Below are 15,792 nucleotides of genomic sequence, written 5' to 3'. Positions count from 1 at the left end.
GGCACAAGGTCTTTTACCCTTTCCCATTGCTCGTTTGTCAACTCCATGAGAAACCAACATATTAACTCAAGCTGGGATTCCCATTTTTGAGATAGCCTCTAGTACTGCCCCCCAATCCTTAATAAATCAGAGTACACGCCTCTTGCCGTCACTTCGGCGCCTGCTCCTGCGCCTTGAATAACAATCGGCTGGGAGCCGTAGCTCTCGGTGAATATCTCGAAGATGGAGTCGGCATTGCGGATGCTGCCCAGCGGAGAGTTTTTGTCTGCCTTCACGAGCGATACCGTCAGTTTATTTTCGTCTACCTCCAGGTCACCTGTAAAGCGCAATACCTCGTTTTCTTTAAGGCTGCCTTTTATTTGGGCGAAGTAGGCATCTACTTCCTTTATCTTAGCCAGGAAATCAGAATACTCTTTAGCATCGGCAACAAACTCCGGCACGAGACTTTCGATAGAAACATCCTCCAGCTCTGACTGCAGTCCTACTTCGCGGGCCAGTATAATCAACTTGCGGGCTACGTCTGTTCCGCTCAGGTCTTCTCGTGGGTCCGGCTCTGTCAGTCCTTTTTCTTTGGCTTCGGCAAGTACCGTGGAGAAGGCTTTGTCCTGCACTGAATAGTTGTTAAAGATATAGCTGAGCGAGCCGCTGAATACCCCTCTTATGCGCTTAATCTTGTCTGCGGAGTTGTGCAGGTGCTTGATGGTATCTATCAGGGGCAGGCCGGCGCCTACGTTGGTTTCATAGTAAAACAACTTGCCTCTTCGCTTCAGGTTGTTGCGGAGGCTTTGGTAAAAGTCGTAGGAAATGGAATTGGCTTTCTTGTTAGACGCCACAATGTCGAAGCCGCTGTTTACAATTTCAGGGTACAGCTCCGTCAGCACCTGCGATGAGGTGTTATCTGCTATCACAATGTTTTCCAGCCCGGAGTCTTTCAGGCGATGAATAATGGCACTGAAGTCGCTTCCTTCCCCGCTCTCCGCCAGTTCCTGCCTCCAGTTGCTGCCCAGGCCGTCCTCGTTGAATATCATTTTCTTTGAGTCGGCCACGCCCACAATATTAATTTTCAGGTTGCGGCGCTTCACTACCTCATCGCTGGTCTCCACAATCTGGTCCAGCAGCTTCCCTCCTACCGTGCCTTTGCCAAAGGCAAACAGGTTAAGGGTTTTGATGGCACCAAACACCTGGTTGTGCACTACGTTCACAGCCTTTTTCAGCGACTTGTTATCCACCACCAACGAGATGTGCTCCCCGTTGATGCTGTTGCTGATGAGGTACATCCATATCCTGTTTCTTCTCAGGCCATAGATGGCTTTCTCGAGCGCGTAATTATGCCGTCCAACAATGGCGATGATGGCTTTATCGCTGTCGATCTGGATGCGGGAAATGTCTCCGTTTACCAGTTCACTATGGAATTCTGCGGTAAGTACTTCCTGTGCGGTGGCGGCATCCTCTTTGTTTATCACAAAGCCAATTCCTCTCTCAGAGGAAGCCTGCGAGATAAGCCGCACGCTGATGCTCCTGCTGCCCAGGGCACTAAAAATGCGGGCGTCTATGCCTACTTTTCCCAAAAGCCCGCGCCCTTCTAAACTAACCAGTGATACTTCTTCGATGGTGGATACGGCTTTGATTCCTTTGCCTGCCCCCTTCTCATCAATCAGGGTGCCCTCCAGCTCAGGTGCGAAGCTGTTGAAAACCCTTAGCGGAATGCCACTTTCCATCAAAGGCAGTATGGTTTTGGAATGAAGCACGTTCGCCCCGAAATTCGCCAGCTCGTTGGCTTCGCGGTAACTCAGGTGCGGAATCCGCTGTGCGTTCTTCACGTATTTTGGGCTGGCGGTGTACACCCCATCCACATCGGTCCAGTTCTGTACTTCTGCCGCCTTGATGAAACTGGCAACCAAAGTGGCGGTATAATTGCTCCCGTTTCTGCCAAGTGTTACGGTTTTACCTTCCGGATCAGCAGCGATGAAACCTGTGATAACCGGTACCTGGTTTGCCTGCAGTGACTGGAAGTAAGCCTTTGTCTTTTTCTCTGACGCAGCGAAATCAACCACTGTTTCGTTCGCCTCTATGCTGGCACTGATCAATTCCCTTGCATCTACAAAAACAGCATTCAGCCCTTCTTTTTTCAAAATGCCGGCCACGGTATTGGCACTGATTACTTCCCCAAAGGCAAGTACTTTGTCTCTTGTCCGTACGCTTTCTTCGCCTATTAGGCGGAGCGCCTGGAGCACTACTTTCAGGTCCTGGTAATGAACGTCCAGATCTACCGGCAGGTCGGGGATGTACTGCACCTCCTGAAACGCTTTCAACTCTTTGTCAAAGTTTTCGCCTTTTACAGCCTTCGCGTAAAGGCCCAGCAGCATGTCAGTGCTTTGGGCTCTGGCAGAAACTACCACAGCTACGGCGCCTGCACCCGCCTCTTTTTTGATGATATTGATAACACTTTCAATAGGCCCGCCATTGCTTAACGACTTGCCCCCAAACTTTAACACCTTCATTCTATTCAATCTTATCTCAACGTGTTCCTGGCGCTCTGCCCCCAAAACACCTCATGTCTATTTATAGAATGCAAATACACACTGTTTCCTCCATAAAACAAGAAGAAATACTTAAAATTAGATTGATCCAAGCCTGCAGATTACAAGACAGCCTGCACATCCTCTTCTGTGCTTTTCAGCCACAGGCACTGCTTTCTTCCGTGTCCTTCCGCTACCATAAAGAAGCCCGTCATTTCATGCAAAGAGGCTTCTTAAGTTTAGTGAACGTCCTCTAAACTTTCTTCTTTCCACCTGTTTCAGCCTCCTGTAAAAACAGGAAGAGAGTGGCTTGGCAGAAGCACAAAAAGCGCCTCTCAATTGCTTTGAGAGGCGCTTCTGCAGGTAAAATCACCACACTTTTTTTACTGGCTCTGCAAGCCCCAGGTTTATATATCCAAGGCTCTTTTCTTCAACACAGTAAATTCTTCGTCCGTGATAGAACCTCTCTTGCGTAGTTGCTCTAATCTTTCAATCGTGGCAATGGAGTCCTCTACAGTTGATGGAGTTCCATCTTCCGCAGAAGTTCTTACATCGTCGTCATAAACATTAGTGTCTGTTGCCACCACGTTCGAATCATTTACAGTATCATACCGATCATCCTGCCAATTGGAAGAGTAGAACCGGTTTTCATTAAAGTTGTCGTGGTTATAGAAGTCATCGGAGATGCGGCGGTTGGTGCTTGTCTGCTGCATCGCCGCTTCCTCAAACTCACTTCTTCTCTGCTCGGAAGTACCTGTCAGCGACTGGTTTTGAGAATGCTGGAAGGTATCCCGGACAGCATATTCGTAATCTTCTGTTATAACTCCCCCGCTATACAAAGGGTACCTTGAAATAGAATGAGAGTCGATGTAGGACACGAAAATCTTCTTTCCCCTTTTATCAAGGGCGGCGGCTCCTATCGGTATCAGTAAGAACTGATCATCGTTTGTATTAAAGAATTTACGGTCTGCCACCACGTTCAGATAGCGTACCCTAAGGCTCTGTGGGTCTACAATCAAATCTTTCACGATGCCAAAAATATCGCCATCGGCACCTGCAACTTTCCAGCCCAGCACATCTGTACTGTCTGATGCTACTTTATAATCTTTTAACTCACTTAATGCTACCAGGCGATTGGTAACATCGTGATTTACATCATTATTTCTCATCGTTTTATCGTCTTCATAGTTTAAAATACAATGCGCGAAGCTTAAGCTACCTGCTTATACAGCTTACCCGGCATCAACATACCGGTGCTCGGAACTTCCTCCAGTGTCTCCACCTCGTTCCTGTCGAAAGCGAACTCATACACAGCCCAGGCTATTAAAGCCAGCACCACCAGTACGAGCAGCCATATCCACACAGAATTGTTTTTCTTGCGTTCAATCTTTATTTCTGCCATTTCAATAATGTTTGTTTTCCTTATTTAGTTATATCAAAGGCAAAGCTTTGCTCCGAAAGCTTCTATCAACGCATATTTGTTGCGTTACCAGTTAAACTACATTTTGCCATGCTCACATACCCAAACAAAACAGCTGTCATTCAAGCCGAAACAGCTATCCTCGGAACAGGCATTGCAGCAAGATTAGTACGCTGATAACGCAGATATGTTAGAGGATAAAAATAAGGTAAAGTACAATTTTTATAAGCATGCAGTTTAAAAGCTGTTGCCGCAGCTTTTAAACTGCAGCAGGCCCGGCAGCTACCAGATAAGAGACCGGGGAAGTGCAGCTGCATTAGTCAACTGAAGTGGAAGCTGCTCGGTCGCCTGTACCTCTGGCTTTTCAGAAATTTCTCTACCTTGTGCAACACAACCATGCAAGAACTTAAGGCATCTGTTGCTTCAATTTCTTTACAACCATTGCCACATCAGGCACGCCTGGCTTCTGGAAAACTTAAATACTCTGCTTAATTTGAATCACAAACCTACACTTCTGATATTGGCTGCAGGCATGGCTTCCCGCTATGGCAGCTTAAAACAACTGGAGAGCTTCGGGCCAAATGGCGAAACAATACTGGACTATTCCGTGTACGATGCTGCGAAAGCGGGCTTTGGCAAAGTGGTGTTTGTCATCCGTAAGTCTATTGAGGAGGAGTTCAGAAAAGCTACTGCGCAGAAATATACCGACAGTATAGCAGTGGAGTATTTACGGCAGGATTTGCACACACTGCCAGCAGGCTTTGCGCTACCTGAGAACCGGGAAAAGCCCTGGGGAACGGGCCACGCTGTCTGGTCGGCGGCCTCCCGTATACAGGAGCCTTTTGCCGTGATAAACGGGGATGACTTCTATGGCAGGCAATCCTTCCAACTCATTGCAGACTTTCTGCAAACAGTACCGCAGGAGCGGCGGTACGGGTTGGTAGGCTTTCAGCTCAAAAACACGTTGTCAGCGCATGGTGCTGTCTCGAGAGGTATCTGCAAAACAGATGCTGCGGGAAACCTGGAAAGTGTGACAGAGCAAACGCAGCTTATACAGGCAGGCAAAGGCATTGTGGCGCTTAGCCAGGACCAGCAGGAAGTGCTGTTTACAGGAGAGGAAACAGTTTCCATGAACCTGATGGGCTTCACTCCGGCTGTGTTCCCTTACTTTGAAGCTTGTTTTAAAGACTTCCTGGCACAGCATCGCCACGAACCGAAAGCAGAGTTTTTCCTGCCGGATGTCCTCAACCACCTGGTGCTATCGGGCGAGGCGCAGGTAAAGGTGCTTTTCTCGGCTGAAAAGTGGTTTGGTGTGACCTATCCCAACGATAGAGCAACAGTTATCCGGAATATTCATAACTTAATAGCTGCAGGGGTTTATCCGGAAGATTTATGGCCACAACCATAGCAGCAACATCATGGCAACAGGAAACAGAGCAGCTTATAATTTATCTTTTATTGCAAGCCAGTTTGCAACCAGGGGGGAGGCAGCAGATATAAAGCCGCATGGCTCCGGCTACATCCATGATACGTATCATGTAGTGAACGCACAGGCCGCTTCTCCTGACTACCTGTTGCAACGCATCAATCACCTGGTGTTTAAAAATGTACCTGCCCTGATGGAAAACATCCAGCTGGTAACAGGCCACCTCCGAAAAAAACTGGAGGACGTGCCGGGTGCCAACCCGGAGAAGGAGGTGCTCCGCCTGATACCGCTGAAAGATAACCGGCTTTTCTACCAGGATACTGCCGGAAACTACTGGCGCATGTACGAATTCCTGCCGCACACCCGTAGTTACGATATTGTCCGGACAGCTCAACAGGCCTTTGAGGGCGGCAAAGCCTTCGGCACCTTTCAGGCACTGCTGTCTGACCTGGAGGCAAACCTGCTGCACGACACCATTCCGGATTTTCATAACATTGCCTACCGGCTCCGGCTCTTCCGGGAGGCCATTGTCCGCAACACGAAAAACAGGGTTAAAGATGTCATGAATGAGATCGCCTTTGTGGAGGCACGCACCGAGGTGATGGCAACTATCCTGAAACTGGGACAGGCAGGAGAACTCCCGCTCCGCATCACCCACAACGACACCAAGTTCAACAACGTGCTGCTCAACGAGCAGGACGAGGCCCAGTGTGTGATTGACCTGGATACCGTGATGCCGGGTTATGTGGCCTATGATTTCGGTGATGCCATCCGCACCACGGTAAACACCGCTTCTGAAGACGAGAAGGATCTGGATAAGATAAGCGTTGACCTCGACCTGTTCCAGGCCTTTACAAGTGGCTTTTTAAAAGAAACGGCAGGCTTCTTAACCAACACTGAAGTCCGTTCGCTTGCCATGGGCTGTTTACTGCTGCCCTTCATCATGGGCCTGCGCTTCCTGACAGACTATATTGACGGCGACACCTATTATAAGATAAACTTCCCGGAGCACAACATTCAGCGGTCGCGGGCACAGTTCAGGCTGGTGCAAAAACTGGAAGAGCAGTATGACCTGCTACAAAGTACTATCCAGGATATTGCCAGAGCAAGTAAGCAGGAAGCAGAACAGAGTGCTTAGTCTTGCTTGGCTGTTGGTGAAAGCACACAACAACGGCAAGGAAATAAGCTAAGGCCGGTAAGGGTACTGAACAGCAAGCTCTTTTAATATCGGGCTGTTTAAGTTATCTTAACAGAAGGATCAGCAGAACGCTATCCAGAAAAGGTTTTTGCTGAAGTGCAATCATTCTTAAACCCAACACACCCCATGACAACGAACCGCAGAGAATTCTTAAAACGTACAGGCTTGGCCGGTATCAGCATGGCAGGTGCTGGCCTGGTAACTGGTTGTGCTGCTTTAGACACACCATCAAACCTGGACCATATCCGGGTAACGGCGCAAAAGCCACGCCGGCAGCAGTTCAACATGAGCGGGTATACTGCACCAAAGCTGGACACCGTGCGGATAGGATTTATTGGTCTGGGCATGCGGGGACCGGGGGCAGTATTAAGAATGAACCACATTGCCAACGTAGAAATAAACGCCCTCTGTGATTTAAGGCCAGAGAAAGTGGCTGCGGTACAGAAGCAACTGGAAGGTTCCTCCCACCACCCGGCCACTTATTCCGGAACCGGGGAAGCATGGAAGGCACTGTGTGAAAGAGAGGATATTGACCTGGTTTACATTGCTACTCCGTGGCACCTGCACACGCCGATGGCCTTGTATGCCATGGAGCAGGGCAAACATGTGGCAGTAGAGGTGCCGGCCGCCACAACACTGGATGAGTGCTGGCAACTGGTAGAAACCTCTGAGCGCACCCGCAAACACTGCATGATGCTGGAAAACTGCTGCTACGACTTTTTTGAGCTGCTGACGCTGAACATGGCCCGTCAGGGTTTCTTCGGAGATATTGTGCATGGCGAAGGTGCTTATATCCACAACCTGGTGGATCTCAACTTCTCCAAAGACGGTTACCAGGACATGTGGCGCCTGAAGCAAAACACCCGGAACGGAAGCCTCTACCCCACCCATGGCCTGGGGCCGATATGCCAGGTGATGAACATTAACCGGGGCGACCAGATGGATTACCTCGTTTCCGTATCCAGCAATGACTTTACGATGGGAAAAACAGCCCGCGAGCTGGCCGCTAAAGACAGCTTCTACAAGCAGTTTGCAGGCAACACATACCGGGGCAACATGAACACAACCACCATCCGCACAAAAAAAGGCAGGACGATTATGGTGCAGCACGATGTGTCGTCGCAGCGGCCATACTCCAGGATACACCTGGTAAGCGGCACAAAGGGCACTGCCAGTAAATGGCCCTCTCCAGCCCGGATTGCCACCTCCCACGAAGGCTGGGTATCCGCAGAAGAACTCAAAGCACTGGAAGAAAAATTTACGCCAGAGATAACGAAGAAACTGGGGAACATGGCCAAGCAGATTGGTGGCCATGGTGGCATGGATTTTCTGATGGACTGGCGCCTGGTTGACATTCTCCGTAACGGCCTGCCTTTAGACCAGGATGTGTATGATGCCGCTTTGTGGAGTGCTGTCGCTCCTTTAAGTGAGTGGTCTGTCGCCAACCGCTCCACCTCTATTGATGTCCCTGATTTTACTTCCGGTGCGTGGGAAAAGAACGCTCCTGTGGATATATCGCTGCAGAGAGGTGGTACTACTACCGTAAAAGCGTAAAGCAGCAGCAATTCAATTACTGACGTGAAGCAAAAATAACTGCTACCGGAGTATGCCTGCAAAGCTACCCTTGGCAGATGCCTGTTCAGGAAAGGTGGATACCAGCTTCTTGAAAGCTTTAAAATAAAAAAGCACCCTACAGAATAAGGTGCCTTTCCAAGCTATGAAAACAAACTTAATGATCTAAATTAATACAATAGATTTGACAAACCAAATTCAAATATATAGTTTTTTATATATTACACAAAGGCTTTATCATTCCCCCTGAATTTCTTTGCTTCTTGTGTAGTTATCAATCATAAGGAGCGGAAAAAGCTGCACGTACGGAAAGCTCAAAATTCTTTTGATACGTTTCCCTTTCCCATTATTTCCTTTAGCTGCTTAGCTTCTCCATCGTCATCACCGGAATGTCTTGGCTTGTAACCTGCTTTAGCTCCCGGAAGCCTGACTTGTTGTACTGATACCCTGCTTCGGTGAGTTCCCACAGCATAGGGGCCAGGTTCAGCGTAGTGGCTTTGAAGCCCTGCATAATGGCTGCCATATTGCCGGTACCCTTCGACAAGGCCGCCTCATTCTCTATTTCGAACGGGCCAGTAAAGCCCTGCTCCTGCAAGGTGTTCACAAAAGCACGCCAATCCATGCTGTCTGAGCCGCCGAAGCCAGGCAACATGGCCTCGTAGTTATGGCGGTCCCACTCATTTTTGCAGGTAGGCACGCCAGCGCGCTTTGCCAGGCCGGCATCTACCTGTTGCATCGGGTACATGTTGCCCCAGTGCACATTGTTGCCCCTCCGGGTCGCTTTTACATGAATGCGGTGCAGGCGTGCCATTTCTGTGTGCCGGATAACATCGCTGGGGTTCACGTGCTGCCACACATCATGCGAAGGGTCATAGATTTCGCCGTGGGCTTTGCTCGGAACCAGTTCGTACATCAGTTTGCGGGCAGCCAGCACACCGGTCAGGTTGTTAAAGGTGCCGGTGTAGCCTGCAGAGCGCCAGCCTTCCATCGGGCAGTTCTCGTACAGCACAGTCACGCCCAGGTCCTCTGCATATTTTATAATAGGGGAGAAAACACGGGCATACTCCTCCAGGTTTTTCTGAAAGCCGTATTCCTGGTTGCCCAGTTCGTGGTTGTAACCCACAAAGGTACCTACCTTCACGTCGTTGGCATCGCCGCCCAGCAGGTGCGCCATGCGGATAAGTTGCAGCAAGTGGTTCTGGTTTTTCACGCGCTGCTCCGGGTCTCCCCCTATCAGGTTATCAAAAGCTCCTATAGAAAGTTGCAACCGGGCGCTGTTGAACTTGTCCAGCAACCTTCTGGCGTCATCCAACCCGAAGTTCTCGTAATCCAGGTGCGTCGCTACAAAGTCATCCCGTGTGCCGTCTTTGCGGAACACACACACATCCAGCCCCTGCACCCCTGTTTCCTGTGCTTTTTCAATTACTTCATCTAAGCCCAGCTTATCAAAGGCTGAGGTCATTATCCAGATCTGATTGTTCATTTTTGCTGCTTATGTGGCTTTTATGGTTGTAACCCTACATACTGCCTTTATTCAGCAAGCTGCTGGCAAGAGGCTCTTTCAAATTAGCAGATTCAGCGCCTACCTCCAAATCAAATCCGGCATGGCTGTGTTTTATATCCTGCAGTTAATTTCTGCGCAAAAATAATCTGACAGGAGATGCAGCAGGCCATGCTGATACACTATTCAGCCCGCAACAAAACTTTTACTTGCTTAGGCTAACGCTGCGGGGGCCTAACCAGGCATGCAAAAGCAGTTTTATAAGCGACAGGCACCAGCATAAGCAGGAGGAACTTTATCTTTTAAGTTTATCTTCTAAAGGTGTAACTTTGAATTAAATCAAACAGCCACTTCATGCTTTCAAAAAAAGCAAAATATGCTCTTAAAGCACTTCTTCACCTTACCAGGCAGCACAACAAAGGATTAGTGGTCATTTCTGATATTGCTGAAAAAGAGCGCATACCCCGAAAGTTTCTGGAAGCTATTTTAGTAGACTTAAAGACCAACGGCGTTTTGCACAGTGTCAGGGGGAAGAACGGTGGCTACTCTTTAGCTAAAAGCCCCTCAGAAATTTCTGTTGGCAATGTCATCAGAATGATAGATGGTCCGCTGGCCCCTATTCCATGCGTCAGCCACCTGTATTACCGTAAGTGTGATGAGTGCAAGGATGAAGCAACCTGCGAAATCCGCATTGTGATGAAGAAGGTACGGGACGCAACTGCTGAAATTTTAGACAATACCTTTTTGAATAATCTTGAGGCCCTCTCAACTCTGCTGGTAGAAGAAGAACAGGTTTCAACTGATAACACAAACACTACGGCTTGAGCCTTACAAGCCCAAAGAGTAGAACAAAATTTCTTTAGCCAGCGCAGGCGTGTTAAGCACAAAGCCAACCTTTAGTCTGTGGGTTGGCTTTGTGCTTAATAAATAAAATAGGAGGTAATCTATTCTAAAATGTCCGGCTACATCAGCTTCAGGACTGCGGTGATGATAGTTTTCAAACTGATAAGAACGACCACGATGCCTACGGTCAGCATGATGGTTTTAACAGGAAGTCGTCTGGTAAGCGAAGCCGCAACAGGAGCAGCGAAAACCCCTCCCAATATCAGGCCTACAATTACCTGCCAGTGCACCAATCCTATCATGGTAAAGAAGGTAAGCGAAGAGGCCAGCGCTACAAAGAACTCAGCCAGGTTTACCGAGCCAATGGTAAAGCGGGGCGAGTTGCCACGCGCCATCAGCGTAGACGAAACTATAGGTCCCCATCCGCCACCGCCAACAGAATCCATAAAGCCCCCGAAAACAGCCAGCGGTGCTACATTCTTCACATCTACACCCGCCTTCCTTAACTCGTATGCCTTCCGGATAATAATAATACCCAGCACCAGGGTGTAAGCAGAAACAATAGGCTTGATAATATAATCATACTGCTCCAGTGACGAGAGAATGTAAGCACCCAGCACTGCGCCAATCACGCCTGGTAGCAGAAGCGTCTGGAACAGTTTGCGGTTCACATTGCCGAACTTCAGGTGCATCAGGCCGGACACACCGCTGGTGAAAATCTCTGAGGTATGCACACTGGCACTGGCAGCAGCGGCTGGCACTCCCATAGCCATCAGGAAGGTGGTGGAACTCACGCCATAAGCCATGCCCAGCGCACCGTCTATCATCTGGGCAACAAAGCCCGCCAGCATATAAAGAAAAATCTCCGAAGAGATATGCTCGCTTACCGCCTGGGGCACCGCATTCAGGAGCAGCTGATGAATACCTGTAACAAACAATAATCCAGCGAAAACCAATGTTAAGCCAGCGCCATACCAGTGAATTGCTCTCATTCTTCCGTTTTTATAAATTCTGCTCTTTAGGTGGAGGTGTAAGAATGCCTACAGCTTGCATCGGCCCTGCCGTACTACCTCTTTGCTTCTGCAAATAAATATAATCTCTATGGATTTTATAGACTTTAACTGAAAATATTTTCCAGCATCTCAAAATTGTATGGCTAGCACATGTTGGAATATAAAAATGGAGGTTATCTGATATAGGTAACCCTGCCCCTCCCGAGCTTATCTTGTAGGGAAATCTCAGAGGCTCTGGGAGGGGTTAAAATTGGCAAACAGCTCTTACTTTATTTGTCATCCTGGAAGGATCTTGTGGGCAAGCCGCAAAAGCTTAACCTCCCTTGAAACAAGATTCTTAACAGAATGACAGTTTATGTTAATGTTTTCAACTCCTTTTATTTTTTCCCTATAAGGTGAGCTCCCGAGAGGGGTGAATGGTGTCTCAATAGCGTAAGTAGCCCGCAACTTTACCCTGAACAAAGAATAGCTACTGCTTCAACAACCACTTGTCTGTTTACAGTTGGAACTGCAGTGTAATGTAGTAGTTACGGGCATCAGATGGGATAATACCCGGGCCAGGATAACCGGTGGCGCGGCGCGTAAAATAGTGGTTGTCGGTGAGGTTGTTGATGCCGGTTTCCAGGGTAAAGCGTTTATAAGTGTAGCTTCCGGAGAGGTCCATGACCCAATAGGCTGGAATAATCCCGACTACAGCCGTTGGCTCCAGGAGTGAGTTCGGCGCATCCGTGTACTGCTCTGCGGTGTAAGCGTACTGGTAAGCCAGCTTAAAATTGTTGCGCTTGAACGAGAGGCCAAACTTAGCGATAACAGGCGGTGCCAGTTCCACCTGGTTACCATCTATGTCCGTCAGCGGACTGCTATACTTTGTGTTTACCAGCGTGACGTTAGAAAAGGCGGAGAGGCTGGTCGGGTGTTCTTTGCCATAGTACAACTTCAGCAGGTCGGCCTCCACAAAAGTCTCCAGGCCCAGGTTGCGGGAATCTCCCACGTTGGTGCGGATGCGGTTGGTGGTGCCCGGTATGTTCTGGAAGTTGATGCGGTTCTTATAAGCCAGGTAAAAGAGGCTAGCATCATAGTTCAGCACACCGCTGATGTTGCCACGGAAGCCCAGATCGGTGCTGTAACCGGACTCGTCTTTCAGGTTCTGGTCCACGAACTGGTTCGGGTTAATCACGCGCATGTCGTTGAAGTTGATGGCGCGGTAGTTCTGCGAGAAGTTCGCGTATACCTCCATCTGCTCGCCCGGCTTATAACTCAAACCCAGCCCTAGGAGCAGCACATTGCGCGAGTTCTCCCTATCTTCCGGCACTACCTCATCCCGGATAACATTACCAGCCTGGTCGGCCATTACAGCACGGTAGCTGCCATCCGCGTTGGTATTAATCCACTCGTAACGCACGCCCGGAGTTAAGCTGAGTTTTGACGTGATATTAAAGATGTTCTCAGCAAAGAAAGCGATGTTGCGGCTCAGATAGTCATAACTGGAGGCATTTGGCGCACCCGTTTCAGACAGAAACCTGAAGTCAGCGTCCGATGCACTGGTTCCGTCGCCCTGTTTCTGGTCAGTGAAGCCACGGTAATAACGGGCGCCCACCAGCAGCGTAGAGAAGGAGCCGCCCAGGTCGTAGCGGTGGATCAGGCGTGTTTCGTTTCCGAAATTCTGGAACTGGTCCTGTAGCAACGTGCGGGGCTGCGTGATATCGTCAGGGCGGCTGATCTTGCCCATGAAACCAAGGGCATCGCGCTGAGCCAGCAGCCCGAAGTTGCGGATGTTCAGCTTAGTGCGATCGCCCAGGCGGTAGTCCAGCGTCAGGGCCATCAGGTTCCAATTTACTTTAAACCAGTTGCGGTCGCGGATAGACTGCCGCGCGTCCTGTTCGAAAGCCAGGTCTGTGAGGCCACCCGGCTGCTGTGCCAGGTAATCCATAAAGGTGTAGTTAAAGCCTATCTCCAGCTTCTCGTTTGGCTTATAGTGCAGCGAGCCAAAGGCAGTATGGGCATTAAACTCAGAGTTCTCGCGCCAGCCATCGCCGCGCTTATACTGGTAGAAACCGTAGTAGTGCAGCTTGCCTTTGGTGCCGCCAATGCTGTTGAAGGTGTTGAGTAGACCCCAGGAGCCAACTGTCTGGCGGGACGTCAACTCAAAAGGCTTGTCCTCCGGACCTTCCTTCATCACAAAGTTGATCATGCCACCAAACTGCGTACCGTACTGCAGCGAGGCCGCACCACGTACCACCTCAATCCGGTCCAGTGCCTCAACCGGCGGAGTATAGTAACTTTCAGGGTAGCCGAGGGCATCCGCCGAAATATCATAGCCGTTCTGGCGGGTGTTGAAGTTAGAAGTGCGGTTCGGGCTGAGACCACGCCCCCCGATGCCGAGCTGCAGGCCTGCTCCGTCGCTCTCCCAGATGTTGAGGCCGGCTACTTTGGCAAATACCTGGCGGCTGTTGTTGGTGGCCTTATTTGCGGTGATGTCGCTGATTACCACCACTTCGCTTTTCTTTCCCTCGTAAATGGCGGCACCCTCCACAGAATTGAGGCGGGTAATGCCGAAGGTTTTCTCCCGCTCTCCTTTTACGTTTACTTCGCGCAGTTGTCCTTCCAGCGGCTTCAGCGAGAAATCAACTACTTTATCTCTGCTGCTGATAGTTACCTGCTGCGTAACCGACCCCCAGCCTACGCTGTAGGCCGTCAGGGTATAGGTGCCGGGAACCAGGTTGGGGATGGCGTAATTCCCCTGCGCATCGGCTCTGAACAAAGAACCGGTGTTCGTGAGCAGCACCTCGGCCTGTGGCACAGCTTGCTGCGAGGCAGTACTGGTGATTTTACCAGTAACAGAGAATGTTTGTGCCAGAGCAGCCACATAGCTGCAGAGCACCAGAGCGATAGTGAACGTAATGCGCATTTTTATCTATTTCTGCCCGACCGCCTGTTGCGGAAGAGCCTCTTTATCTAAAGGTAAAATCCAGGGCTTTGGCAAAAAGCTTTCTTTTTCGGCTGCTAAATTAACAGTCGGGTCGATAAAAAGCCTGCTGCCACGTCCGTTCATACTCACATACACCTCAGCACGCACCTGCGTGTTGGGTATACCACGGGAGGCAAAATCCTGCTGCAGCATGTGGGCATACTGCAGCAGCATGTCGGGCTGCATGGCCATCTGCTTCTCCTGCGTAATGGTCAGATAGTCGCGGTTGTTGATTTCTACTTCGTAGCCTGTCTTCGGGTCGCGGACATAGAAAAAGGCTGTGCCGGACTTCTCCATCAGCATCACGCGCCACGAAAAGCGGTAGCCCTGCTCGGTCCAGAAAAGCGGGCCGGGGTACAGCAAGAAGCGCCATGGCACCAGCACCTGCAGCACGAAGTATACCGCCAGCAGGCTTAGAAGCAGTGGCTGCGCCCTTACGTTTGCAAAAGCAGGAGCGGCAGGCATACGCACTTTTGCCACATTCCGGAACCAGCCTAGCAGGCGCTCATGAAAGCTTTCAGAGAAGAAAATCAGCGTGCTCACCATCATGATGTAAGGGAACATTCCTATCTGGAACAGCACCGCCGTGAGGACATGAAACACCACTACCGTGAGATAAGCCAATATCCTGCTTTTGCGCCAGTTCAGGAAAAGCGGGATGGTCAAATCATAGAAAGCGCCGAACCAGCAGAATACAAAAGCTACCCACACTTCATCCAGCAGCGGACCAATAAGCGGCAGGTGTGTGTGAGCAGGCAGCCAGTAGCGCAGCGGCATAGCCTCCAATAGCCAATCGGGGTTTAGCTTGGCGATGCCTGCATAGAAGTACACCAGCCCCAGCTGCAGCTTAAAAATCAGCACGGCCCAGCGCGGCACATGGCTCACCCAAGTGTGTGGTTTGCGCAGCACATCCAGCGAGAAATGCCGGTGTGCCGGCACCAGCACCAGCAGCAGCGCCACGATGCTTACAAAGTAGTAGTGGTTGAGGTAGTTGGTTTTGTCGATAAGCTCGACATAGGTAAAACTGAGGAAAAACAACAGCGCCGAAAGGCGGTAAAACAGCCCCACCATGATGCCTAAAGTAGCCACAGCCATCACAGAAAAGAGGGCATACATGCCTGTTTCACCCAACGGCTGCACCCACTCAAACCCATAGTAGGTAAAGTATACCTTCGGCTGCACATACAGTTCTGTCACCCAACCCTTCCAAATGAAACGCAGTACACTGGCCAGCATCATTCCGCCGAAAATAATGCGGAATACGGCCAGGGGTGCTGCGGATACTGGTGCGGTAAGGTATGGCTTTAGCTTCTGAAGCATGTAAACTGTTGC

The 15,792-nt window shown here is 50.0% G+C and carries 11 protein-coding genes; 4 read left to right on the top strand and 7 right to left on the bottom strand.

Annotation, left to right across the window (positions count from 1 at the left end):
• Nucleotides 1–98: 98 nt before the first annotated feature.
• The 3 genes from thrA to ACYVB1_RS10035 all read right to left on the bottom strand — a co-directional run bounded on the left by thrA (nucleotide 99) and on the right by ACYVB1_RS10035 (nucleotide 3,921).
• On the bottom strand, nucleotides 99–2,501 hold the full coding sequence (gene thrA, locus ACYVB1_RS10045) for a bifunctional aspartate kinase/homoserine dehydrogenase I (RefSeq protein ID WP_460923416.1): 2,403 nt from the start codon (nucleotides 2,499–2,501) through the stop codon (nucleotides 99–101).
• A 425-nt stretch (nucleotides 2,502–2,926) separates the two neighbouring features.
• On the bottom strand, nucleotides 2,927–3,688 hold the full coding sequence (locus ACYVB1_RS10040; RefSeq protein WP_460923414.1) for a PRC-barrel domain-containing protein: 762 nt from the start codon (nucleotides 3,686–3,688) through the stop codon (nucleotides 2,927–2,929).
• Nucleotides 3,689–3,729: 41 nt separating this feature from the next.
• Nucleotides 3,730–3,921 carry a hypothetical protein gene (locus ACYVB1_RS10035; protein ID WP_460923412.1) on the bottom strand — a complete coding sequence of 64 codons (192 nt, stop codon included), beginning with the start codon at nucleotides 3,919–3,921 and terminating at the stop codon, nucleotides 3,730–3,732.
• A 511-nt stretch (nucleotides 3,922–4,432) separates the two neighbouring features.
• Between ACYVB1_RS10035 and ACYVB1_RS10030 the strand changes: the two genes are divergently transcribed.
• The 3 genes from ACYVB1_RS10030 (at nucleotide 4,433) to ACYVB1_RS10020 (ending at nucleotide 8,117) form a co-directional block, all read left to right on the top strand.
• Nucleotides 4,433–5,347 (top strand): nucleotidyltransferase family protein, encoded by a 915-nt coding sequence (locus ACYVB1_RS10030; RefSeq protein WP_460923410.1) that lies wholly within the window; start codon nucleotides 4,433–4,435, stop codon nucleotides 5,345–5,347.
• Nucleotides 5,348–5,357: 10 nt separating this feature from the next.
• Nucleotides 5,358–6,503, top strand: coding sequence for a phosphotransferase enzyme family protein (locus tag ACYVB1_RS10025; RefSeq protein WP_460923408.1), 1,146 nt, complete (start codon nucleotides 5,358–5,360; stop codon nucleotides 6,501–6,503).
• 186 nt (nucleotides 6,504–6,689) lie between these two features.
• Nucleotides 6,690–8,117 carry a Gfo/Idh/MocA family protein gene (locus ACYVB1_RS10020; protein ID WP_460923406.1) on the top strand — a complete coding sequence of 476 codons (1,428 nt, stop codon included), beginning with the start codon at nucleotides 6,690–6,692 and terminating at the stop codon, nucleotides 8,115–8,117.
• 373 nt (nucleotides 8,118–8,490) lie between these two features.
• On the opposite strand, the gene ACYVB1_RS10015 is transcribed toward ACYVB1_RS10020, so the two are convergent.
• Nucleotides 8,491–9,618, bottom strand: coding sequence for a sugar phosphate isomerase/epimerase family protein (locus ACYVB1_RS10015; protein WP_460923404.1), 1,128 nt, complete (start codon nucleotides 9,616–9,618; stop codon nucleotides 8,491–8,493).
• A gap of 372 nt (nucleotides 9,619–9,990) precedes the next feature.
• On the opposite strand from ACYVB1_RS10015, the gene ACYVB1_RS10010 reads away from it, so the two are divergent.
• Nucleotides 9,991–10,461 (top strand): RrF2 family transcriptional regulator, encoded by a 471-nt coding sequence (locus tag ACYVB1_RS10010; RefSeq protein ID WP_460923402.1) that lies wholly within the window; start codon nucleotides 9,991–9,993, stop codon nucleotides 10,459–10,461.
• Nucleotides 10,462–10,598: 137 nt separating this feature from the next.
• Here the strand turns inward: ACYVB1_RS10010 and ACYVB1_RS10005 are convergent, their stop codons facing one another.
• From ACYVB1_RS10005 to ACYVB1_RS09995, 3 genes are all read right to left on the bottom strand, one after another.
• Nucleotides 10,599–11,471: a sulfite exporter TauE/SafE family protein gene (locus ACYVB1_RS10005; RefSeq protein ID WP_460923400.1), complete on the bottom strand. Its 873-nt coding sequence runs from the start codon at nucleotides 11,469–11,471 to the stop codon at nucleotides 10,599–10,601.
• Nucleotides 11,472–11,988: 517 nt separating this feature from the next.
• The gene (locus ACYVB1_RS10000; RefSeq protein ID WP_460923398.1) at nucleotides 11,989–14,400 is read right to left on the bottom strand and encodes a TonB-dependent receptor domain-containing protein; all 2,412 of its coding nucleotides are present in this window, start codon (nucleotides 14,398–14,400) and stop codon (nucleotides 11,989–11,991) included.
• Nucleotides 14,401–14,406: 6 nt separating this feature from the next.
• Nucleotides 14,407–15,780, bottom strand: a complete 1,374-nt coding sequence (locus tag ACYVB1_RS09995; RefSeq protein ID WP_460923396.1) for an HTTM domain-containing protein — start codon at nucleotides 15,778–15,780, stop codon at nucleotides 14,407–14,409.
• Between the last annotated feature and the right edge of the window lie 12 nt (nucleotides 15,781–15,792).

The organism is Pontibacter brevis (assembly GCF_054779655.1).
The sequence above is the reverse complement of the archived record's forward strand: the minus strand, read 5'-3'. Positions and strand labels throughout refer to the sequence as shown.

What these genes read in the sequence shown, in the direction of transcription:
- thrA (WP_460923416.1), bottom strand. Translation starts at nt 2,501, where the DNA reads ATGAAGGTGTTAAAGTTTGGGGGCAAGTCGTTAAGCAATGGCGGGCCT.
- ACYVB1_RS10040 (WP_460923414.1), bottom strand. Translation starts at nt 3,688, where the DNA reads ATGAGAAATAATGATGTAAATCACGATGTTACCAATCGCCTGGTAGCA.
- ACYVB1_RS10035 (WP_460923412.1), bottom strand. Translation starts at nt 3,921, where the DNA reads ATGGCAGAAATAAAGATTGAACGCAAGAAAAACAATTCTGTGTGGATA.
- ACYVB1_RS10025 (WP_460923408.1), top strand. Translation starts at nt 5,358, where the DNA reads ATGGCAACAGGAAACAGAGCAGCTTATAATTTATCTTTTATTGCAAGC.
- ACYVB1_RS10020 (WP_460923406.1), top strand. Translation starts at nt 6,690, where the DNA reads ATGACAACGAACCGCAGAGAATTCTTAAAACGTACAGGCTTGGCCGGT.
- ACYVB1_RS10015 (WP_460923404.1), bottom strand. Translation starts at nt 9,618, where the DNA reads ATGAACAATCAGATCTGGATAATGACCTCAGCCTTTGATAAGCTGGGC.
- ACYVB1_RS10010 (WP_460923402.1), top strand. Translation starts at nt 9,991, where the DNA reads ATGCTTTCAAAAAAAGCAAAATATGCTCTTAAAGCACTTCTTCACCTT.
- ACYVB1_RS10005 (WP_460923400.1), bottom strand. Translation starts at nt 11,471, where the DNA reads ATGAGAGCAATTCACTGGTATGGCGCTGGCTTAACATTGGTTTTCGCT.
- ACYVB1_RS10000 (WP_460923398.1), bottom strand. Translation starts at nt 14,400, where the DNA reads ATGCGCATTACGTTCACTATCGCTCTGGTGCTCTGCAGCTATGTGGCT.
- ACYVB1_RS09995 (WP_460923396.1), bottom strand. Translation starts at nt 15,780, where the DNA reads ATGCTTCAGAAGCTAAAGCCATACCTTACCGCACCAGTATCCGCAGCA.